Here is a 21,659-nt window from a genome sequence, read left to right as displayed (position 1 = left end):
TGTTCATTGTACCAGGGTCGCGATGACCTCGCGCAAGGCGGCCTCGATCCACGCCGACGCCAGCCCGAGCGTGAGCCCGACTGCCGCTGCGAGGACGACCGCGATCACCATGCCGGTCGTGACGTTCGGTCGGTCCGGTCGGTCGTCGTCGAACGGTTTGAAGTACAGCCGGTTGATGAACGGCACCGTGTACGCCAGCGTCATCACCGTGCTCACGACGACGAGAACCGCGATCAACCACAGCCCCTCCTCGATGGCCCCCAGCGCAATGTACCACTTCCCCATGAATCCGACGGAGGGGGGAAGCCCGATCATCGTAATCGAAAGCGCAACGAACGTCCCTCCCAGGATCGGCGCTCGCTTAGCCAGCCCGGCGTACTCTTCGAGCGTGTACGCGTCGAACCGGAGCGCGAACATCCCCGCCAGGATGAACAGCCCGCCCTTGATGATCCCGTGACCGAACATCTGCAGGATCGATCCGAACAGCGCTGTCTCGTTTGCGATCATCAGTCCAACCACGATAAGTCCGAACTGGGAGATTGTCGAGTACGCCAGCATGAGTTTAATCTGCCGCTGGAGGATCGCGAAGACGTTTCCGATCAGGAGACTGAGGATCGTTCCATATATCAATCCCTCAGCGATAATCGGATTGGCCGCGAGGAACTCGGTTGTAAAGACCGTGTAAATAACCCGGACGAACGCGTAGACGGCGACCGCCGGTAACAGTCCCGAGATCAGTGCACTGATCGCGCTGGGGGCGGCCGCGTGGGCGTCGGCCAACCAGGTGTGGAGGGGGAACAGCGCAATTTTGATCGCGAGACCGATCGTCATCAACGCGAAGCTCGCCACGACGACCGGATCAGAGTAGCCGACTTCGGCCAGCCGGATCGACAGATCCGCCATGTTCAACGTTCCCGTCGCCGCGAAGGCAAACGCGACCCCGAGGAGATACAACATCGCGCCGATAGTCCCGAGGATCAGGTACTTGAACGCGGCGTACGTCGACCATCGGGACTCCGCGGAGGCGACCAGCGCGTACGCCGCGATCCCCATCATCTCGAGGAAGATGTACAGGTTGAACAGGTCGCCAGTGAGGATGATTCCCATCATCCCGCCGGTGAGCAGCAGATAGCCGCTATAAAAGGCGTTCCCCCGCGGGCCGGCGGTCCGGGTGTACGCGAGCACGCCCAGCGCCATGAGAATGTCCAGGAGAAGCACTGTCCCCGAGAAGGCATCGGCGTACAGTTCGACGCCGAAGGGTGCGGGAATTCCACCCATTTCGTAGCGGATCGTGCCGGTGGCTAAAATCTCCACAGCGAGGACCACTGTGAGGGCGAACGTGATACCGAGTGAGGCCGCGGCGACCCACCAGCCGACGCGATCATATCGGAGGCTAGCGACCACCGGGATGACGGCGGATAAAAGCGGGACGAGGACGATGACGCTGGCCAGCCAGGCGAGTTCGCTCATGTGAGCGCCACCCCGAGTGCGAACGCGATGACCAGTGCAGTCAGGTACAGGCACGAACGGAAGCTGAACTTCGTCCCCGTTTCACCCGGCGTACGCCGGGCGCGTCGACGGTAACGGTCCTCGTATTTCGAGGGGAGCAGCCCGGCGATCGTCTCGACGGGATCGCGGACGGCACGCGCCACCTCCCAGCCAGTGGCGCTTGCCCGGTCGTCGACTGTGCGATACGTCGCGCTGATGGCTCCGACGAACCATCGTGTCCCGTAAAACGCCATTCGATCCTGGAGAACGCCGACGTCAACGCCACCGTGGAGTCGATCGAGGACACCTTTGGCCACCACGAATCCGACGAGACCGGCTGCGACGATCGCGAACCCGTCCAGAAGGTGGGACGTCGAGTACGGATCCGTAGCCCAGGCGTCAGTCGCCGGCAACAGGGAGAACAGCGCCCCGTAATTGAGCCCGAAGAAGACACAGGCGACCGCGATCGCGACGCCGACAGCCGCGTGTTGGAGTGACGTCTCCCCGAGCCCCCTCCCGGTCGTGTTCCCGAGTCTCTCGCCGGTTCCTTGGAGGAACGCGTAGTAGCCGAACTTGGCAAACGACATCACCGTCCCAACCCCGCCGGCGATCAACAGCCACCGCAGCGCCGGACGGTCCGCCGCCACGCTCGCGTCGATTATCATCCCCTTGCTCACGAACCCGTTGAACCCCGGTACGGCCGAAATCGACAGTGCGGCGATCAGAAACACGACGAGAAGAACCGGAGCAGTGGTACCGACAGCTCCGAACTCGTCGAGGCGGTTCCTCCCGGTCCGGAGAACCAGGATCCCCGCGACCATGAACAGCAGACCCTTGTAAAGGACGTTGTTGAACAGGTGGGCGAACCCGCCAGCGACACCGAGCGCCGACCCGATTCCGATGCCCGCAAGCATGTATCCCACCTGCGCCTGAATGTGATACGACAGCAGCCGGCGCATGTCTTTCTGTGCCAGCGCGTATCCCGCCCCATAAACCGTCATCACGCCTCCGAGGTACGCGAGGAGGAGCTGTCCGTCCGGGAACGCTCGATAGGCGGCGTAGACAGCGGTTTTCGTCGTGTAGACGCAGAGAAACACCGAGGTGGCGACGTGCGGTCGCGGGTAGGTGTCGGGTAGCCACGCGTGCAACCCGATCACCCCCGCGTTAATCGCGATCGCAGTCCCCACCAGCAGCGTCGGGAGTCCCGGCGCGATCCCCGTCCCGTCGAACTGGAGTGCAGCCGCCGTGAACGTACCGCCAGCCACGGCGTGTGCGGCGACCCCGGCTGCAAAGAGGCCGCCCCCCAGGCCGTGCCAGAGCGCGTACCGGTAGCCCGCCCGGACCGCGTCCCCCCCGTGAAGCCACACCAGGAGCGTGCTCGAAAGCGCCATGATCTCCCAGCCGATCAACAGCCCGAGCCAGTCCCCCGCGAAAACGGCCCACAGCGCTGCGCCGACGTAGCCCAGCGCCGCCGAGAGATGCCACCGGTCGAACCCCGCGGCGTCGGCGTACAGGACCGCGAGGGCGCCAAAGCCTGCAAACGACAGCCCGACCAGCCGCGAGACGTCGTCGACCGCAACGACGACCAGGTCGTACTCGAGGAACCGGACCGTCGTCCCGGTTCCGTCCGGGAGCAGTGCGATCCAGCCGAGAACCCCGAGCAGGACGAGCGAAGCCGTCCAGTGGGCCGGTCGTCGGGGAAGTACGAGGACGAGCACGGCAGCGACGAGGACCATTGCGGCAGGTGGATACGCCAGTACGTCGGTCGGAATCGTCCCCGCGAAGAGGGCTGTCGGAGCAGTCACGGAACATCACCCCCAGTGGACCACTCGACGGCGAGGCCGACGAGGTCGTACAGCCCGGTCGCCCACGGGACGATCCCGAAGACGACGACGAGCGCCAGTGTTGCGAGAATCGGCCCGAGCATGAGAAGCGACGTTTCGTCAGTCCACGACTCCACCCGCTGGAACTGCTCTGCGTCAGTGCCCCTCTCGCCGCCCCCGAACGGCCCGTCGATGAGCGGCTTCGGATCGGCGGTCTCCTGCGTCTCGAAGAAGGCGGCGGAGACGACCGGCCAGAAGTATGCAACGTTGAGAACCCCCGAGACGACGAACAGCCCGACGACGATCTCGCCGGCCTCGAACCCGCCCTGGAGGAGGTGCCACTTGCTCGTGAAGCCGGCGAAAAGCGGGATGCCCGCCATACTGGCGCTCGCAAGCGCGAACGCTCCCATCGTCACCGGCATCCGTGCTCCGGCTCCGACCGCATCGCTCACGTCGTCGAGGTGAAGTTCGACGTGTAACGCGCCGGCACAGAAAAACAGCGTCAGCTTGGCGAACGCGTGTGCCGGCAGATGCAGTAGCGCACCGGTGATCGCAGCCGGCGTAAGCAAGGCGATGCCGAGGACGATGTACGACAGCTGTGCGATCGTCGAGTACGCGAGCAGCCGTTTGATGTTGTCCTGCCGGAGTGCGAGCAGGCTGGCGAGGAGGATGGTCGCACCGGCTGCGACCGCAAGCAGGACGGCCAACCCGAGTGCCTCGGCTGTAGCGGGACCGAACACCTCGAGGACAGTCCGGGCGATGCCGAAGACCCCGGACTTCACGACGGCGACGGCGTGCAGCAGCCCCGAGATCGGCGTCGGCGCCACCATCGCGCTGGGAAGCCAGGAGTGCAGCGGCATCACCGCCGCCTTGACTCCGAACCCCACGACCAGCAGCGCGAACGCCGTCCGGGCGATCGAGGGATCCGTCGCGGCGAGGCCGGCGATTCCACCGGGATCGAACGTCACCGTCCCGGCCGCCCAGAACACGACCAGCGTCCCGGCGAGCGCGACGACACCGCCGCTGAACGCGTAGACGAGATACTTGTAACCGGCCTCCCTGGCGCTTTTCGATTCGTCGTGTGCGACCAGTGGATAGGTGGCGACCGTCAACAGTTCATAAAAGACGATCAACACGAGCAGGTTCGTGGCGAACGCAACACCCAGCGTCGCACTCAGGCTCGCCGCGAGTCCGGCGAAAAAGCGCGTCTGTTCGTCCGCAGACAGGCCCCGCATGTAGCCGATACTGTAGACGGCGGTGACGACGTATAGTCCACTGGCGACGAGCGCGAACACCATCCCGAGCGGCTCGGCCTGGAAGGCGAACTCGACGCCGGGGACGAGCGTCCCGAGGTCCGTCGTCGGGCGTCGTCCGGCGAGAACAGCCGGGGCCAGACTCGCGACGAGGCCGAACTTGAGGAGGGCAACGACGACGGTTACCCCGTCCCTGACGTTCGGCCACCGACCGAGTCCCATGATGAACAACGCCGCGATTCCGGTCACGAGGACGGCAGCGAACGGACGCCAGGAGGTGACCTCGACGGCGGCCGAAAGAGGGAGGATCTCATTCATCGGCGAGCGCCTCCTCGATCTCTCTCACGTCGGTCGTGCCGAACTCTGCGTACAGGCGGATCACGATCGCCAGCGCGAGCGCACTGAGCGACACCGCGATCACGATCGCGGTCAACACGATGACGTGAGGGAGGGGATTGGCGTGCGGACCCGGTTCGTCGACCAGCGGCGGATTGGCACCCTCGATGTAGCCGATCGAGACGAACAGCATGAACACCGAGATCTGCATCAGACCGAGCCCGATGACCTTCTTCACGAGGTGTGGGTCGTCGATCAGCGTGTACAGACCGATTATGAAGACCGCGAGAAACATCAGGTAGTAGTGGTGGACATCTGGAACGACAGGGTCGATCACGCACGATCACCGCTCTCCCGAACGGGCTCCCGAACTCCGGCTCCGATGACGAGAAACAGACCCGAGACCATCCCGCCCACGATGAGCCCGATCGCGACCTCGACGATCTCGACGACGATGGTCACCGGAATCGGGAAGACGAAGACCTCCAGGGTCGCCCCGCCCGCGGCGATCGATCCCGCACCGAGGGCGCCGAACAGCCCGAACCCCACGAAGGCACCGCCGGTCACGACGCGGTCGTCGAGCCACTCGCGAGTCGGCTGGAGTCCGAACGCGAGTCCGAGGAGCACGACCGTCGCCCCGATAACGACACCGCCCTGGAACCCGCCGCCTGGAACGTGAGCGCCGTAGAGAACGAGATACCAGCCGTACGTCATCACGAACGGGGCTGTCGTCCGGGCCGCCGTCGTGATAACCGGACTCCGAACGTACGGGGGATGACTCGGTCCTCTCGAACCTGGGGGCGAGGATGAGTTCCGACCGGGGACGGAATCGGAATCGAAATCGGAATCGGACCCGGTTGCGGGAGCTGTCACGTCAGCACCTCCCGTTCGAGGACGATCAGGACGCCGACAGCGGCGGTGAAGACGACCACGGCCTCACCGAGGGTGTCGAGCCCCCGAAAAACGACGAGCACCGCCGCGACTGCGTTCGACAGTCCTGTCTCCTCGAGCGTGTGTCCCACGTAGAAGCCGTACGGAGTCAACGATCCGTCGGGATACGTCTCGCTTACCGCCGGTGCTGTTGGGTCGCCAACGTCCGGGAGCCCAGTGATGGCGAACAACAGCGGAACCGCCAGCGCAACGACCACGGCGAGTGCGCGGAGGTTTATCGACCGGAACAGTCCTTCTTCCTCGGGGTCGGCGTCGGGCACCCCTCGGCTCGTCAGAATCACCGCGAGAACGTACAGCACAGACAGGATACCACCCCCGACCGCCGCCTCCGCCAGGGCGACGTCGGGCGCCGCAAGCAGGATCCAGACCAGTCCGAGCCCCAGACTGAACACCGCGAAGGTGGCAATCGCTCCCACGATGTCCTCGAGGAGCGCCACGAGAACTGCCATCAGGACCACGAACGCCACCAGAACGAATTCGACCAAAATCACGGCTCCTTCCCCTCTCCTTCCGCAAACTGCTCCTCGAGGTGTGATTCATCCACGTCCGACCGCGGCGAGACCAGTTCCCCCGACCCGTCTTCGGTCCTGATCCAGACCGCCGCGTCCTGGAGATACGCCGCCCGGGAGATGGCGTGGCTTGCCGTCGGATTGGTGATGTAGATAAACACGAGCAAAAGCAGCATCTTGACCACCACGATCTGGACACCGAAGTGGATCGCCACCGCAGCGACGGCGAAGCCAGCCCCGAGAGTGTCGGCCTTCGATGCGGCGTGTGCCCGGGTGTAAATGTCGGGGAGACGGAGGAGTCCGACCGCGCCCACGAAGGTGAAGAAGACGGCGGCGGCGGTGAGCCCGATCACGACGGCAGTCTGGATCGTCATGCTCACTCGACCCTCCCTTCGTGGTATGTGAACCTGGCGATCGCGAGGCTCAAAAGGAAATTCAACAGCGCGTACACCAGCGCGATGTCGACGTACTCCGGGCGGTCGAGGCCGGCAGCGAGGAACACGATGACGATCACCGTCGAGGTGCCGATGACGTTCACACCGATGAGCCGATCCTGGGTGGTCGGCCCGGTCGCGACCCGGTAGGACACCACGACGGCCATGAGAATGACGAGCCCGGCTGCACCGAGCATCACGGTTCCGGCGAGTTCACTCATCCGCGGGACCCTCCGTGGCCTGCGCGCCGGCGTCGGCTTCCGGCGTCGGGATGTCCTCGGGCTCCTTTGCGGGATCGATCGGGACCGAACCGACGAGTTCGACGACTGCGTCCCGCTCGATCGGCCCCGGGAGGTCCAAAGCTGATCGGCCCCGAAAGACGAACTGGATCGCCCGCTCCCGGCCTCCCTCGAGGAGATCGCGACGAGTGCCGGCGGTCATTGAATGCACCAGCAGATCGTTACCGTCGGCGTCCACCGTGAGCGTTCCCGGGGTAAGGGTGAGGCTGTTCGCGAACCCCGTCACCGGAAGCCCACCCGAAAGCGGCGTGTCGATCCGATCCAGATAGGTTTCGAGAGGGAGCGACGGATGCAACACCACGTACGCGATCACGACGTTTGCCTTGAGAATCTCCCACAGGAGGTACGGAACGTACGCGATGCCCCGAACCACGACGTGGGGACCCCGCGCTGCCCTGGGCGTGGTTTCGAAAACCACGTTCCTGAGGAGTCCGGCGACGACGAGTGCCGTCAGCGCACCCGTCACCGTCGCGTAGAGATACCGCTCGCCCGCGACGGCGAGGTAGAACCCGAACGAGAGGAGGAACACGCCGCCGAACCGGACGACCTCCGCCCGCGAGGGGAGCCGCCGTTCGGCAGTGACCGCGGGTCGGTCGTACGGAACGCCCTCGTCTTCGAGCGCGGCACCGATCGAGTGGAGGTCGGGATCGGTCGCGTCGATCGCGTAGTTCGGATCCAGGACGACGAGTCCGATCCCGTGCTCGTCGACGTACCGGTGGATCTCCTCGGCGTGGTCGGTGGGATCGGCGAGATACCGATCCGGCGCGACGAGCGCGGTCGTGACGGAAACCGACGAGGGAGCCGTTTCCCGTGCGCGCTCTTCGGCCCGGTTCAGTTGGCGGTCGGTGGCCACCTCGACGTCGTCGCGAACGTGGGGCAACACACGGATCAGATGCAGCGTGACCGGAGCGTCCGATTCGACAGCCTGGTCGCCAGCCCGCTCGACTGCGGCGTCGATCACCGCCGGCAACGTTGGCGACTGCGACACTGGGAGAAGGACGTCACTGGATACGTTCACAGCAGTCACCTCGGCGTTTCGGAGACGGCCGGCCACGCGTCCCCCATCCGCTGACGAACCGGTGCCGTGTGAACCCCGCACATACGTGTTAGTTCACAGAAACGTGTCAAATACGTTTCGTCGATTCCCGTTGTCCGGTCTCTGACTGTCCCTGGATACCTCTCGCGACCTGTAAAATGCGGCCCAGTCAGTCACAATCCACCGGATTGGTCAGACGTCCCATCCGGAGATCCCGATTCGGTGCCACTCTCCCTCGTATCGACCGTACTCGAGGTCGCCGGGGACCTCGGATTCCAGCTCGGAGAGGTAGTCCTGGAGGGCGTTTGCAGCCCCCTGATTCGGATCCGCCTCACCCTCCTCGCCCGGGTCGTCGTCACACACCTCCAGTCGGCCGTCCTCTTCGCGAGCAGTCAGGAGGAGCTGTTCGACCTCCTCGGGCGGTGAATCGATCGTCGTCCCCCGTTCGGCAAAGATCAGGTCGGCGAACGCCGCCGTGTCGCCAGCGACGTGGTCGGCGGCGTAGGCGAGCCGGCGTGCAGACGACGTTCCCTCGCCGAGGTCGTCGATCGCGAAGTGTCCCCCGCCGGCCCCGAGATACGATTCCTCGATTCCCGCCGCCAGGTGTGAATCCTCCTGGTCGTCGGGGTCGAAATACGCGACGACGAACGGTCGGGATTCGAAGTCGCGGTCGCGCTCCCGGGACGCGAACAGTTCCGGCTGGTAGTCGACAGCCTCGCCGACGCGGAGCCGATCCTGGAACGGGAGCTCCGCGTACGACAGCGTGTCAGCCGGCTCCGGCTCCGCGGGAACGTCCTCGTCTCTGCGGAGGCGATACTGTGGGCCCGTCACGTCCCCCTCGGAGACGACCGTCGAGGAGAACTCGTAGTAGTCGTCGCCGGTTCGGTAGTAGGTCACCCACCCCAGCGGATCGCGGTGTATCGTCTCGATTTCGACGTCGTCGCCGTCGAGCACTCGATCGAGGAGCGTCTCGAACAGTTCGGGGCGGTCCGCCGTCGCGGGGGCGGCCTCGCGGTCGGCAACGTCCTCGGCATCGACTGGAGAGAAGATGACGGTTCGACCCTGGGAGCAGCCGCCACCGACGGAGAGACAGCCGGCGAGGCCTGCGGTCGACACGGCAGCGACACTGGACAGGAGGGCACGGCGGCGCATAGTCGGTGTTCGGGGTCGGGATACGAGTGTTTTGTGCCGGGAGATGGTGGAGAGGTGTCGCGCATCGGCGGAGACGAAAGACAAAGCAATGCTTAAGTTCGGACGTCGGGTAGATTGGTTCGCGGGTTGGTGGTCTAGCCAGGTTATGACGGCTCCTTCACACGGAGCAGGCCGGCGGTTCGAATCCGCCCCAACCCATTTCTGCCGACACCGCAACCGCGAACGGAGTGAGCGGTCCGTGTCGGCGAAATGAGTTCTTGAAGGATTCGAGCCCTGCCAGTCGCGCGCAGCGACCGAAGGAAGCGAGCACGTCTGGCTCCGGTTCGAATCCGCCCCAACCCATTTCTGCCGACACCGCAACCGCGAACGGAGTGAGCGGTCCGTGTCGGCGAAATGAGTTCTTGAAGGATTCGAGCCCTGCCAGTCGCGCGCAGCGACCGAAGGAAGCGAGCACGTCTGGCTCCGGTTCGAATCCGCCCCAACCCATTTCTGTCGACACGCAACCGCGAACGAAGTGAGCGGTCCGTGTCGGCGAAATGAGTCCGTGAAGGATTCGAGCCCTGCCAGTCGCGCGCAGCGACCGAAGGAAGCGAGCACGTCTGGCTCCGGTTCGAATCCGCCCCAACCCATGTCTCTCTTACGCGTTCTTGAAGGACAAGAATCGCCAGTATAAGCAGCTTTACCCGTCATTTTATCACACTCGAACCTCCAACCGCGTTTGAATCCATGCAGCCACGTAGCGCCCGCGCAAGCACCCCGGACACGTCCCCGACATCGGTTGAAGGACTCAAGTAACCACCGGCCGCAGGCAACAGGAATCGCAGCAGGTCCACCCTCCGATCGTCCTCCTTCAGAACCACACACCACTGCTCGGTGCCCGCAGGAACACCACCTGCAGACGACAAAACAATCACGAGGAGAGACGAGATGGGAGACTCTCGGCAGGAACATACCGCCGCTGATGTTACCAATCACCGGGACCAGAACAACAAAACAAGCGTGACAACAGTCGGAAAGAGGAGACTCACAACACGACCGACGCCGTCTCCTCCCCGTCGCTGCGAGTCAGTCGGGACTCCGGACGCGACTGTCGCAATCCCGGAACCGTTCCAATTTTCAGTAGTCTGTGGTACCAATTGGATGTAATCGGTACTGCGAGCGGCTGGGCCACGCTCTCGAATTGACCACCATCGATTTTCGTGGCTCTCGGTCGGCTCACCGGGCGGCTCAGTGGCCCTTCAGGTGACGTTCCCGGCACCAGCGGAGCGGCTGGTCGGTCATCGAGGCACGCACGCCTGCGGAACGGCCAGCAAGCGTGTGATTGTGCTAGCTGCCACGTTGACTGCCCAGAGCGTCCATATAGGCCGATGGTTACAGTCATCGTGACAGGATAAGTTCCCGCCGCCACCAAGAAAAACGTGCGCCATCCACAGCGAAAGTAAAACAGAATCACTACCAATTACGACTCAATAGTACTGAATCTCGCAACAGTTACACAACCCCTACGGAGTTCACGCTGGCTCTTACCGAACACAGCGAAACAGCGGTACCTCCTCACGTATTGGCAGGAGGACCAGTGCAAGATATAGAGGATCAATGCAGCACGACAACTCCGTTAGTTTCACGCCGAAAGCGGCGAATCACCTGCTAACTACATGTGCGAATTGAATGACCATGCCACCGACATCTATATCAGTATGAAAAAAGTATGAATGGGTATGCCCGAACACAAACGGAAAGTCGGAGATCGGGGACAGGTGACGATTCCGAAGGAACTTCGGGACCGTCGTGGCATCAAAGGCGGTGACGAAGTTGAATTCGTCGAAGTGAATGACGAGATCATAATCAAACCGCCGACAGATGAGGAACGGCTTGCTGAAGGATATCGAAAGAGAGCCGAGCGGTCTCGTGAGCTGGCTGAAGAAATGGAAGAAGCATCCTCAGAAGCAACCGGGCATCTTGGTGACGCACCGGGCTGGAGCGAGTGAATTCTGGAGTCAAGTGTGCAGGTACGCCGCGGCGACATTGTCATCGTTGAACTGAATCCCACGAAAGGGAGTGAGCAGCAAGGAAAGAGCCGGCCCTGTGTTGTCATCCAGAACGATGTTGGGAATCAGTACTCACCGACAACCATCATCGCTCCATTCACAAAGCAGTACACGTCTGGAGACACGTACCCGTTCGAGGTGGAAGTACTGGCTTCGGATACTGCCCTCGATCACGATTCAGTGGCAGATCTAAGTCAAATCCGGGTTATCGACATCGACGAACGTGTCAAAAAGAACATTGGATCTGTCCTGTCATCAGACATGATGAAAATCGACTCGGCAATCAAAAATAGCCTCGGCATTTGAGCGAAAAGTTCCGTCAGTGTATAGTCTGTACTGACCGATTTGATTTCCCGTGGGTTAGTCCGCCCCAACCCATTTTTGACGACACCGCAACCGCGTGCGGTCCGTGTCGTCTGTGTGGTTGTCGAAGGATTCGAACCCGGGGAGTCGCAGCCCGGAAGCGCAGCGCAGCGAGCATCCCGGAACGTCTCCACTCGGTGAGAATCCGTCTCAACCCATTTCTAAGTTCTCGGGACGACTCGCAGGAACCTCAGCAGAATTCGACCCGGTTCCGCCACCGTCTCACCGGCGCGACCCGAACAGTACAAAAGCTTAACCCTGTCGGAACACCGTGTATTCGTGAAGCCTCGCCGCTGGAACAGGGACAGACGATCACACAGCGGATATACGTGAGCTGATTCCACAATGGACAACGGCGAGCGCGAAGAGAGCGAACGGCGATACCGACGGTTGATCGAAACCTCCCCCGCACCCATCAACCTCTTCGACGCGTCCGGGGAAATCATCTGGGGCAACGACGCTGTGCTGGATCTCCTGGGTCTCGAGATCCGCGAGGAACTCGTGGGGCGGTCGATCTTCGATTTCATCCACCCCGAGGACGAGTACACGGCACAACAGGAACTCGCCGAAGTCGTCGAGGAGAAGCGGGCGACCGGGCCAACCACGATGCAGTTACACCGGCCCGACGGCGACACGCGAACCATCCGGGTTTCTACCGCCCCCGGACGGTACCACGGGCGGGACATCGGGCAGGCCGTCGTCGTCGACATCACCGAACTCGAGGAGCTCCGGGAGAGCCTCGTCGCGGAACGGCAGTTCGTGGAAACAGCCCTCGACACTCTCCAGGACGTGTTTTACGTCATCGACCCGAGCGGGCATCTCCAGCGGTGGAACGACACGCTCCTCGAGGTGACGGGATACGACGAGTCCGAGATCGAGGACCTGGACGTCGAAGACTTCTTCATCGAGGAGCACACCGACCGCGTTTCGCGATCGATCACCACCGCGTTCGCGGAGGGGGAAGACACTCTCACCGCGACTCTTCTGACGAAGCGGGGTGCGACCGTTCCGTTCGAATTCCGAAAACGGCGGCTCCTCCAGGACGGCGAGGTCGCCGGACTCGTCGGGATCGGCCGGGACGTCTCCGCGCGACAGGAACGGGAGCGACACCTCCGCATCGCCGATCGCGTGCTCCAGCACAACATGCGGAACCAGCTCAACATCGTGCAGGGGGCGGCGATGGGACTCGGGGAAGGTCTCGACGGGGCGGACCGCCGGGAGATCGAACGCATCACCGACGCGACGGATCGACTCCTCTCCATCTTCGACAACCACCACCGGATCGTGGAACTGCTCACCGAGAGACACTACACGGAGGCGATCGACGCCGTCGAACTCGTCGCGTCGATCGGAGAGCAATTCGACGACGAATACCCGGACGCGTGCGTCGAGTACGAACTCCCGGAGGCGGCGCTCGTCTCGACGGTTCCCGCCCTCGAGCAGGCGCTCCAGGAACTGGTCGAGAACGCCCTCGAACACAACGACTCCCGGCAACCCACGGTCGAACTCGCCGTCGAACCGGGGGAGACGGAGGTCGAGATACACGTCCGGGACGACGGCCCCCGCATTCCGGAGATCGAATACCGGACCAAGCAACACGACGAGGCAGGCAGCCCCACGTTCCATTCGGCGGGGCTCGGGCTCTGGTTCGTCCACTGGGTGGTGACCCGATCCGGCGGGACGGTGACGTTCGCGGAAAACGATCCGGCGGGGAACCTCATCACCATCGCGCTACCGGCGGCACAGTCGAGGTGGCGGTGACGGTCCGAACGCGACCCCTCACGACGTCGACTACCTACTCCGTGGAATCGACTGCCCACCCCCTGAGAAACTGTCACCCACTGCGGATGCGTCAGGGGATGCGTTGATACGTACGCCGAAACTCATGTATTGTTATCTCATACCACAGTCGATGGAGCCCGCCTCTACGTCGATCTGCAAGGTCCCGGAGAAACGGGAGGTGCTTCTGTAACTGTGGGGAGGTCACGTGATGACAAACGAGGAGAGAATCCAGAACCGAAACGGGGTACAGATCGAGAAGCGACACACACCGGCCGGACGGCTGCTCGAGGTGAGCCGACGATGAGTCCACGACGACGCGACAGGGATCGGGACGAGCGCAAACACCGAGAGCGACCCCGAAAGCGGACCCGCGTCGACGCGAGGCGCGGAGGAAAACAACATCGACGCGACCGTCGTTCGAACGACTCGCGGGAACGAACCCGCGTCAACGCGAGGCGCGGACGCGAGGCCGTCGACACCTGGGGTAACGATCGCGCTGACTCCGATCGGTCGAAGATCAGTATCCGGCCGTACAGTCGGTTCCCAACGCTCGACGACTACGACCGCACCGCCCACGCCTGGAGGGAGTCGTACGTCCAGGCAACCAGCGGGTACAGGATCGGCGTCAGCGCCTGTGGCGGTTTGACGAGCCCGATCTCGGGTGAGGACGCCGAAAAGATCATCGACGAGTTCGAACGCGAACGCCGGCGGAACCCCCGGCCGGGCGACGGCAGCTCCATGCCCGGGAGGGAGCCGCCGACGAAAAACGTCGGCGGACGGCTAGAGGTCCCGGACGACTTCGTGGCGTGGCACTGGACCCTCGAAGACGTCGACGGCAAAGTGGTGAGCCGGACCCGCCGTCGGGCGAACCTCGGTCCGGACGCCTGTGGTGCCACCCTCACCGCGCCCGACCTCGGACGCTACACGGCGAGGCTCCGCCTGGAGCTGGCGGACGGCGAGGAAACCGCCGCGACGTCGTTCGAACTCCGGAACGATCGCCTGATCGTCTCTGTCGGCGATTCGTACGCTTCCGGGGAGGGCAATCCCGACGAACCGCGCCGGTCCGCGCCCGACGGCGGCAGTACCGGGCCCGTCTGGCTGGAGCCGGAGGCCCACCGATCGCTCCAGGGCGGGCCGGCGCTCGCGGCCGCGGAATTCGAGAGCCGGTTCGACGGGAACCTCGCGACCTTCCTCACGGTCGCGAGCACGGGCGCGACGATCGACGAGGGGCTCCTGGGGCCGCAGAACGCCTGGCAGAACGGCGGCCAGCTGGACGAGATCGAACGAACCGTCGGAAACCGAACGATCGACGCACTGGTTATCTCGATCGGCGGCAACGACGTCGGGTTCGCCGACGGATTGAAGGATCTGCTGTACCGGGTTCACAGGACGCGTTCCGCGACGGTTCGGGAAACGGAGGAAGCGATCGATCGCCTCCTCGAGCGACACACCGACGCGAACGGCCGGACCCAGCGGGCGAAGTACGATCGGCTCGCCGAACGGATCGACGCCCTCGAGCCCGAGGTACGCGAGGTGTTCGTGACCGGCTACCCGACAGGACTGTTCGACAGAGCAAACGGGTCGGTCGGCGGGGGTTGTGGGACCTTCAATCCGCTTCCGCTCGACGCGATCGTGCCCGGACCGATCGGGGAGTTCGTCTCAGAAGTGCTCCCGAGCATCTCGAAACGCGACGCGAGGGCGATCAAGCGGCTCGGAACGCGACTCAACGAAGCCGTCGAAGAGGCGGCACGGCGACACGGCTGGACGTACGTCGACGGTATCGCTGACGGATTCGAAGGGCGGGGCTACTGCCGCTCGAAGAAACACCGATACTTCGTCACGGCCTCCGAGACCTGGAACGACCAGCGGAACTTCAAGGGAATGATGCACCCCAACCGAAAGGGACACCGCGTCTACCGCGACCGGATCGCCGACGAACTTCGGCGGAAAATCGGGGACAGACACGACGCCGACGCTCGCCAGCGAGACCATCGCGACGATGCAACCGGCGGAGGAGACGGAGGAGGCAGTGATCGATCCAGGAAACGACGATCGAGCGATCGTCGGAGGCGCCGGACTGGTCGCTCCGGGAGTAGAAAAAGGGAGAACACGGGCGGGAGGAGTGGCGGAAACACGGGCGGGAGGAGTGGCGGAAACACGGGCGGCGGTCGGAACCCCCCACGACGCCGAAAGTGAGCGGGCGGAGACGGGCCGATCTGTTCGGCCATTTCGCCGAAAACCTTACCAGCCGAACGGGCGAGCAGATTGCATGCACGTCGAACGTCTCGGCGTCGACGAATCGGTGTCGACGGTGTTTCCGCCGGAAAAGCTGGTCGAAGCGCTCTCGGACCTCCCGGTCGACGTCGAACAGGTCGATGGAAGCCCGGACTCGCTGTCCGACTGCCAGGCCGTGATCACGTTCGTGAACCGCGAGTCGTTTCTCGACCTCGAGTGGGTCCACTCGATCCAGGCTGGCGTCGACCGGTTCGACCGGGACCAGTTCGAGGAAGCCGGCGTCGTGCTCTCGAACAGCAGCGGGATCCACGGCGATGCCATCGGCGAGACCGTCGCCGTCCAGGTGCTCATGCTCGCCCGTCGGTTCCACGTCCACGTGGCCAACCAGCGACAGCGAGAGTGGTCCCAGCCCGAGTGGGACGAGGCCTGGACGGTAGCGGGCGAGCAGGCGTGCGTCGTCGGCGTCGGTGGGCTCGGACGCGGGATCGTCGATCGCCTGACCGGGCTCGGGCTCGACGTCGTCGGCGTCCGGCGAACCCCGACGCCGGAACCGGGAGTCGACCGCGTCTATCCGCCGTCGGAGCTGCACGAAGCGATCGCCGACGCCCGGTTCGTCGTTCTCGCGGTGCCGCTCGTCGAGGAGACACGTCACCTGATCGACGGCGAGGCGCTGTCGGCGATGCGGGAGGACGCCTACCTGGTCAACGTCGCCCGGGGCGGCGTCGTCGATCAGTCGGCGCTGGTGGACGCACTCGAAGGGGAGGAGATTGCCGGAGCCGCACTCGACGTCTTCGAAACCGAACCGCTGCCCGAGGCCTCACCACTCTGGGAACTAAAAGAGGTGATCGTCTCCCCGCACTGCGGCGCGTTCACGCGGGACTACTACCGCCACATTGCGACGATCGTACGCGAGAGCGTCCGCCGGATCCGGGCCGGCGACGGGCCGGCAAACCGGGTTTTTTGAGGAGGGCTGGACGCACAAACGGTCCGTTCTGGGGGCTACGACGGCGGGACGCCAGTCCTTCGGTGACAGAAATTGTCAATACGAAAACTGGGGGAATTAGTCTGCTAAACGTTATCGTAACGAGAAGTATTCACGGTGATTGTGAAAAGATGTTATTACCTCGTAAGGCGTAATATACTATCGAGGAACCAAAATGGCAGTGAAGAGCAGAACACCAGTAGGAACGACGCCGATATCGAAGTACGCCACGTGGAACGACCACCGCGAAGATCTCCATCGCATCGCCGAGACGAACCGTACGAAGCGACGTGTCGTACGGTAGTAGGTCACGAGACAATGTTGTGACGGTGGTTAGTTAATATAACCTGAAAAACATATACATTTTTGATCAATTAAATGTCGAAACGTCTGACTTGCGTCTGACAAACTAGATAATTTATCTGATATAATTACCCCACAATATATACGACTGGCAGCCAATGCGTCAGGTATGGTCCTTGGAACACTCGTCTCTTTCGTCGTTGCGCTCCTGATCGGTGGACTGGCAATTTACATCAGTGGTCGCGTCGTCACGGGCGTCGACGATTACTCGCACGCGGTGATTACGGCACTGATCGGTGCCATCGCCTGGGCGATCGGGTCGTTGATTCCGCTGATCGGGTCGCTGGTCGCGCTGATCGCCTGGATCTGGGTCATCAAGTGGCGATATCCCGGCGGCTGGAAGGACGCCGCGATCATGGGGCTGGTGGCGTGGGTGGCCGCGCTGCTCATTATCGCACTACTGAACAGCGTGCTCGGTCTCGGCATCAGCGCGTTCGGCGTCCCCGGCGTCTGACGGATCGGTAGCCTCCGAATTCAATTTTCCCCAGCCGCGTTGTGACCACCGTCGGTGGTTGCTAGCCGTCGGTCAACGCCGGATCGCGAAGCGTCGGCGTGAGCGACTTGAGATCGAACTCGGAAGTCCCGCAGTATCGCTGGGCGAGCCCCGCGAGCGCGTCCGTCCGGAGGATGTCCGCGATGTTGTGCGCCAGCAGGGGCCGGAACTCGCCGCGCTCGAACGCCGTGACGGCTTCCAGACTCTCCTCGAACGGGTCCAGGGCGGTCATTCCGTCGCCGATCAGCGCCTTATAAGCGCCCACGAGATCGTTCACCTGTTCCTCGCCGACGGTCGTGTTGAACCGGGCCCTGAATATCGGAAGCAGATCCGCGTAGGGGACGCCGTCAAACGGCCACCGGCAGTCAAGCAGCGCACACCGCGTACGCAGAAACGGAAGGTCGAACCCGCCGCGATACAGTTCGCCGTTGTACGCGACCAGCATGTAGTCGTCGTCAGCGATCGATTCCGCGACGAATTCCGCAACCGCCGCCAGGAGTTTCCGTTCGTTCCGGTGACAACTCACACGGACGACCGCGTCGAACGCCGTTTCCAGGTCCCGCTGGAGGTGTTCCCGATCGGCCGATCTTCCACCTGTATTGAGGAACACGCGACACCCCCGCGGGACGACGAGACCGAGGACGGTGACGGTGGCGTCGCTTTCGAATCCCGTGGTTTCGATGTCGAACGCGACCGGCGTCAGTTTCGTTCCCATGGCTGCCCGTTTCTACTTCCGATAGCGGAATGAGGGTTCTCGCCGGGGTTCCGGGTTTCCGGGTTCGAGCGCGTCGACGCAGGGCGGAGGAACTCGAATCGAAACACAGCCGACCGCCCGCCGACCGCCCGCCGACCGCCCGATTACTTCTGTACGATGTCGTATCTGCGACTCGGACCGCGGCCTTCGCTTTCGACGAGGTTGTACTGCTCCAGTTTCCGGAGGTACTTCCGGACCGTGCGCTTCGATCTGGGCTCGTCGACGCGCCCGCCAGCTGTTCGTACCCGGGGCGGCGCCCGAGCTGGAAGTCACAGTCGTGGGCGCGTGCGGTCTCGAACAGCGCAGGGACCAGTTCCGCCGACGAACAGACGAGAACGTCCGGATCGACCCGTTCCAGGCGGTCTGAAAGCGTCCCGAGGACGTGGGTCGGATCGCCCTCGATCTGTTCGCGTTCGGCCGACTCGCCACCGAATTCGACGGCAGTGACCGGATCGTCCGGCGTCCCGGACGTGGGATCGCCCAGCTTCAGCGTTCGGAGCTCCCGATCGGGAACCGGTGTAACGTCGCGTTCGAGACAGTACCGGAATTCCGGGGACAGGTCGACGTTGAACAGCCGGTACGTGCCGGGACGGTCCCGGCGGCGAATCCAGCCGGCGAGCGGCCGAACCCGGTCGATCGAGGCGACGTCGATCCGGAGCACCGGCTCCGGATCGTTTCGGAACGCGGTGCGCCAGCGTTCCCGCGAGGTCCGGCTGACGTCAGTCCGGTCGTGCAGAGCGGCCACGAGCGACGACAAGTCGTCTGCGGACTGCGACGCGACGTATATCGTCGGTTCGTAGTCCGAGACGCGCCGAACGCGAGCGCCGTCATCGGTGGCGTACCATTCCAGTACCGCCCCGTCAGCGTACTCAATCGAGAACGGCATCTCCACCGGAACGTCGATCCGCGAGTTCGTCGAACCGCTGCTCGAGAGCGTCGAGCCGCTGCTCGCGTTCGTCGAGTCGTTGCTCGAGAGCGTCGAGCCGCTGCTCGCGTTCGTCGAGTCGCCGCTGGTGGGCCAGAAGCGCCGAGACGAGCAACGGAAGCTCCGGCGTCGGGTGGTTGAGATTGCTCGCCGCGTGGGCGTACCCTCGCCCGTGTTCGAACAGCCGATCGAACCGCGGCTGGTCGACGGCCCGCAACCCGCGGCGGTATGACTGCCACTCCCGTTCGATCGACGCGAGCCGATCCCGGTAGGTGGGGTTAGTTCGACCCACGGTGTGTCACCTCCTGATGGAGCCCGGGGCCGTCGTACAGCGGCGTCCGGGCGGCGAGCACGCGCTTCCAGAACGCGAGTGTCGTCTGTACGCTCGCCCCGCCGTCGACCGGATACACGAGCGTTTCCCCGTCTCCGTCACCTGTCAGGAACCGGGGGCCGAACGGCGTCGAGCGACAGTGGAGCTCCCGAGATGCCGCGTGCGCGATCGGCCGGCCGAACTCGTCGTCCGCCACCCGCGTGACCAGGACGGGGATCTCGTGCTCGCGGGCGATCCGGGCGAGAGCCGCGAGTGCCGACAGGAGCAGCTCCCGACCCTCCCCGGCGAGGAGATCGTCGTCCCGGTAGCGCCCGTCGATCTCGGGGACGACGACCAGCTCGGTGCGGTCGGACAGCAGCTCGGGCGCCGACTCGATCAGGGCCAGGTGCTGGAACGGCGTAAACCCGCGTGCGAGGCGGATGCGGTCGAGGATCCTGTCGGACGGCGCGAGTTCGACGAACGGTGCCGAACGTGCGTGCGGCCCGGGATCGATCCAGCAGGCGTCCCCCGACGACAGCAGGACGTGATCGACAGTCAACGCGTGAACGGCCCGGGACGCCTCCGAATCGACGTCGAGCAGCTGGGTTCCCGGTTCGAGGCTCGGAAGCTCCGGGGTAGTGTGTCTGCCCGGACGTGAACCGATCATGTTGACACGGGTCGGCAGGAGAATGCATAAGCGACGGGAGGGAGCTTCCGGGTTTCCGAGTACGCCGTCCAGACCGGAGCGATTCGGACAGAGCGATCCGGACGGAGCGATCCGAACGCGCCGGCACGGTGGCCGCGGGTCAAAAGATCGCCCTGACGAGACCGACAGCAATCGCGACGATGGCGGCGTGATATATCAGCGTCGACGAGAAGGCGAAGAATACGAGCGGCGGGACGGGGTAGCGGGCGATCCCGGCCGGAATGAAGATCAGCCCACGGAGATACGGAACGAAATTCGTAACGAACACGCCGATGCCGCCGTACCGATCCAGCCACCGTTCGGCCTGTTCGATCCGTTCGGACGGAATCGAGAACCGTTCTGAGGACTGGACGTACGTCAGCCCCTCCCGTCGCGCCAGATAGTAGATTGACATCTGACCGATGACGTTGCCGGTCGCCGAGACGAGGACGACGAGGATCATCTCTTCCCGGGTCGCGGAGATCGCCAGCACGTAACCCGGAAGAACCACCGTCGTGGGAATCGGCTTGGCGACGAACGCCCCCTTCAGGACGAAAAAGACGAACAGGGCGGGGAGCCCGACGTACAAGAGGAGGGCGAACACGGCGTCGACGATCGCTTCAAACATCGGCGGTGAGGGTCCGTGGCTCACGTTGGATCCGCATCGAAATCAGTCCTCGGCCTTCGTCACGAAAGATCCTCATCCGAGTTCATTCCGAATGCGCCCAGGCGAACGGGCCCGGGGGCAGTATCAGGTCGTCGAGTTCGGGGAGGTGTTTCACGTTGAAGACCACCTTCAGCTCGGTGCTGGCGGGATAGCCGTTACACGAGAGCCGGAAGCCGGTGTCGGAAAGCTCGTCGGGCATGATGTGGTTGACGGGCTGGGAGAGTTCGCCCTCGACGAGATACACCGCACAGTTCGCGCAGGCGCCGCCCCGACAGGAGAACGGCCAGACGAACCCCCGATTTTCGGCCGCCTCTAGCAGCGTCTCCTCGGGCTCGACGAGTAGCCGGCCGTACGCCTCCGGCGGAAGGTCCGCGATCGCCGCTTTCCCGAACACGTCGTCGTCGTACAGGTCCCAGCCGCGATCCGCGACGACTTCGTAATCGAGATACTCGACGGTTGCGGGCCCGACCTCAACCGTCGCGTCGGCGTCGTCCGTGAGGTCGACGTCCGCGTCGACGTCGGCCCCGTTCCGCGCACGCTTTTTCAGCAGCCGATAGGCGCGCCTGACGAGCTGGAACTCCTCCATGCTGCCGCCCTGATCGGGATGGGCCTCCTTGATCCGCTCGCGGTACGCACGTCGGATCTCGGCTTCGTCGGCGTCGTCGTCGACGTTCAACACCTCGGACGGGGTCACCATTCAGTCGTCACCCTATAGTGGATTGAGACTGATAAGCTTCGCTCAACGGGCCGGGGAAGAGCAGTTCATCGAAC

21 protein-coding genes and 1 tRNA gene are annotated in these 21,659 nt (G+C 63.8%); 7 read left to right on the top strand and 15 right to left on the bottom strand.

The genetic code is table 11. The features are described from left to right. Positions 1–3 precede the first annotated feature (3 nt). From AArcCO_RS03670 to AArcCO_RS03625, 10 genes are all read right to left on the bottom strand, one after another. Positions 4–1,470: a proton-conducting transporter transmembrane domain-containing protein gene (locus tag AArcCO_RS03670; RefSeq protein ID WP_259535094.1), complete on the bottom strand. Its 1,467-nt coding sequence runs from the start codon at positions 1,468–1,470 to the stop codon at positions 4–6. Continuing rightward, a complete protein-coding gene (locus AArcCO_RS03665; protein WP_259535093.1) occupies positions 1,467–3,293 on the bottom strand; it encodes a Na(+)/H(+) antiporter subunit D in 1,827 nt (608 codons plus the stop codon). Before AArcCO_RS03665 ends, AArcCO_RS03670 begins: the two co-directional genes overlap by 4 nt. After that, positions 3,290–4,882 carry a complex I subunit 5 family protein gene (locus AArcCO_RS03660; protein ID WP_259535092.1) on the bottom strand — a complete coding sequence of 531 codons (1,593 nt, stop codon included), beginning with the start codon at positions 4,880–4,882 and terminating at the stop codon, positions 3,290–3,292. The genes AArcCO_RS03665 and AArcCO_RS03660 overlap by 4 nt, the downstream gene beginning before the upstream one ends. Further along, positions 4,875–5,237 carry a sodium:proton antiporter gene (locus tag AArcCO_RS03655; RefSeq protein WP_259535091.1) on the bottom strand — a complete coding sequence of 121 codons (363 nt, stop codon included), beginning with the start codon at positions 5,235–5,237 and terminating at the stop codon, positions 4,875–4,877. The genes AArcCO_RS03660 and AArcCO_RS03655 overlap by 8 nt, the downstream gene beginning before the upstream one ends. Next, on the bottom strand, positions 5,234–5,773 hold the full coding sequence (locus AArcCO_RS03650; RefSeq protein WP_259535090.1) for an MnhB domain-containing protein: 540 nt from the start codon (positions 5,771–5,773) through the stop codon (positions 5,234–5,236). The genes AArcCO_RS03655 and AArcCO_RS03650 overlap by 4 nt, the downstream gene beginning before the upstream one ends. Continuing rightward, positions 5,770–6,342, bottom strand: coding sequence for a DUF4040 domain-containing protein (locus AArcCO_RS03645; protein WP_345780875.1), 573 nt, complete (start codon positions 6,340–6,342; stop codon positions 5,770–5,772). The genes AArcCO_RS03650 and AArcCO_RS03645 overlap by 4 nt, the downstream gene beginning before the upstream one ends. After that, the gene (gene mnhG, locus AArcCO_RS03640; protein WP_259535088.1) at positions 6,339–6,734 is read right to left on the bottom strand and encodes a monovalent cation/H(+) antiporter subunit G; all 396 of its coding nucleotides are present in this window, start codon (positions 6,732–6,734) and stop codon (positions 6,339–6,341) included. The genes AArcCO_RS03645 and mnhG overlap by 4 nt, the downstream gene beginning before the upstream one ends. A gap of 2 nt (positions 6,735–6,736) precedes the next feature. Continuing rightward, complete coding sequence (locus tag AArcCO_RS03635; protein ID WP_259535087.1) at positions 6,737–7,015, bottom strand: cation:proton antiporter; 279 nt, start codon at positions 7,013–7,015, stop codon at positions 6,737–6,739. Then, the gene (locus AArcCO_RS03630) at positions 7,008–8,111 is read right to left on the bottom strand and encodes a monovalent cation/H+ antiporter subunit E (RefSeq protein ID WP_259535086.1); all 1,104 of its coding nucleotides are present in this window, start codon (positions 8,109–8,111) and stop codon (positions 7,008–7,010) included. The genes AArcCO_RS03635 and AArcCO_RS03630 overlap by 8 nt, the downstream gene beginning before the upstream one ends. Before the next feature lie 210 nt (positions 8,112–8,321). Continuing rightward, positions 8,322–9,281 carry a hypothetical protein gene (locus AArcCO_RS03625; protein WP_259535085.1) on the bottom strand — a complete coding sequence of 320 codons (960 nt, stop codon included), beginning with the start codon at positions 9,279–9,281 and terminating at the stop codon, positions 8,322–8,324. A gap of 123 nt (positions 9,282–9,404) precedes the next feature. Between AArcCO_RS03625 and AArcCO_RS03620 the strand changes: the two genes are divergently transcribed. The 7 genes from AArcCO_RS03620 to AArcCO_RS03590 all read left to right on the top strand — a co-directional run bounded on the left by AArcCO_RS03620 (position 9,405) and on the right by AArcCO_RS03590 (position 17,508). After that, positions 9,405–9,479: transfer RNA gene (locus tag AArcCO_RS03620), tRNA-Val, on the top strand. A 1,520-nt stretch (positions 9,480–10,999) separates the two neighbouring features. Continuing rightward, a complete protein-coding gene (locus tag AArcCO_RS03615; RefSeq protein ID WP_259535084.1) occupies positions 11,000–11,269 on the top strand; it encodes an AbrB/MazE/SpoVT family DNA-binding domain-containing protein in 270 nt (89 codons plus the stop codon). Positions 11,270–11,284: 15 nt separating this feature from the next. Then, positions 11,285–11,635 (top strand): type II toxin-antitoxin system PemK/MazF family toxin, encoded by a 351-nt coding sequence (locus AArcCO_RS03610; RefSeq protein WP_259535083.1) that lies wholly within the window; start codon positions 11,285–11,287, stop codon positions 11,633–11,635. A 402-nt stretch (positions 11,636–12,037) separates the two neighbouring features. After that, positions 12,038–13,453 (top strand): sensor histidine kinase, encoded by a 1,416-nt coding sequence (locus AArcCO_RS03605; RefSeq protein WP_259535082.1) that lies wholly within the window; start codon positions 12,038–12,040, stop codon positions 13,451–13,453. Positions 13,454–13,774: 321 nt separating this feature from the next. After that, positions 13,775–15,670, top strand: coding sequence for a GDSL-type esterase/lipase family protein (locus AArcCO_RS03600; protein WP_259535081.1), 1,896 nt, complete (start codon positions 13,775–13,777; stop codon positions 15,668–15,670). Between the two features lie 73 nt (positions 15,671–15,743). Continuing rightward, positions 15,744–16,673, top strand: coding sequence for a D-2-hydroxyacid dehydrogenase (gene ddh, locus AArcCO_RS03595; RefSeq protein WP_259535080.1), 930 nt, complete (start codon positions 15,744–15,746; stop codon positions 16,671–16,673). A 490-nt stretch (positions 16,674–17,163) separates the two neighbouring features. Then, positions 17,164–17,508, top strand: coding sequence for a hypothetical protein (locus tag AArcCO_RS03590; protein ID WP_259535079.1), 345 nt, complete (start codon positions 17,164–17,166; stop codon positions 17,506–17,508). Between the two features lie 61 nt (positions 17,509–17,569). Here the strand turns inward: AArcCO_RS03590 and AArcCO_RS03585 are convergent, their stop codons facing one another. The 5 genes from AArcCO_RS03585 to fer form a co-directional block, all read right to left on the bottom strand. Further along, a complete protein-coding gene (locus AArcCO_RS03585; RefSeq protein ID WP_259535078.1) occupies positions 17,570–18,262 on the bottom strand; it encodes a 3'-5' exonuclease family protein in 693 nt (230 codons plus the stop codon). A 908-nt stretch (positions 18,263–19,170) separates the two neighbouring features. Next, on the bottom strand, positions 19,171–19,518 hold the full coding sequence (locus tag AArcCO_RS03580) for a DUF8156 family protein (protein ID WP_259535077.1): 348 nt from the start codon (positions 19,516–19,518) through the stop codon (positions 19,171–19,173). After that, on the bottom strand, positions 19,505–20,203 hold the full coding sequence (locus tag AArcCO_RS03575) for a hypothetical protein (RefSeq protein ID WP_259535076.1): 699 nt from the start codon (positions 20,201–20,203) through the stop codon (positions 19,505–19,507). Before AArcCO_RS03575 ends, AArcCO_RS03580 begins: the two co-directional genes overlap by 14 nt. Before the next feature lie 139 nt (positions 20,204–20,342). Beyond that, positions 20,343–20,849, bottom strand: coding sequence for a DedA family protein (locus AArcCO_RS03570; protein ID WP_259535075.1), 507 nt, complete (start codon positions 20,847–20,849; stop codon positions 20,343–20,345). An 82-nt stretch (positions 20,850–20,931) separates the two neighbouring features. Next, positions 20,932–21,585 (bottom strand): ferredoxin Fer, encoded by a 654-nt coding sequence (gene fer, locus AArcCO_RS03565; protein WP_259535074.1) that lies wholly within the window; start codon positions 21,583–21,585, stop codon positions 20,932–20,934. Positions 21,586–21,659 lie beyond the last annotated feature (74 nt).

The organism is Halalkaliarchaeum sp. AArc-CO, from assembly GCF_024972735.1.
Lineage (GTDB): Archaea > Halobacteriota > Halobacteria > Halobacteriales > Haloferacaceae > Halalkaliarchaeum.
The sequence above is the reverse complement of the archived record's forward strand: the minus strand, read 5'-3'. Positions and strand labels throughout refer to the sequence as shown.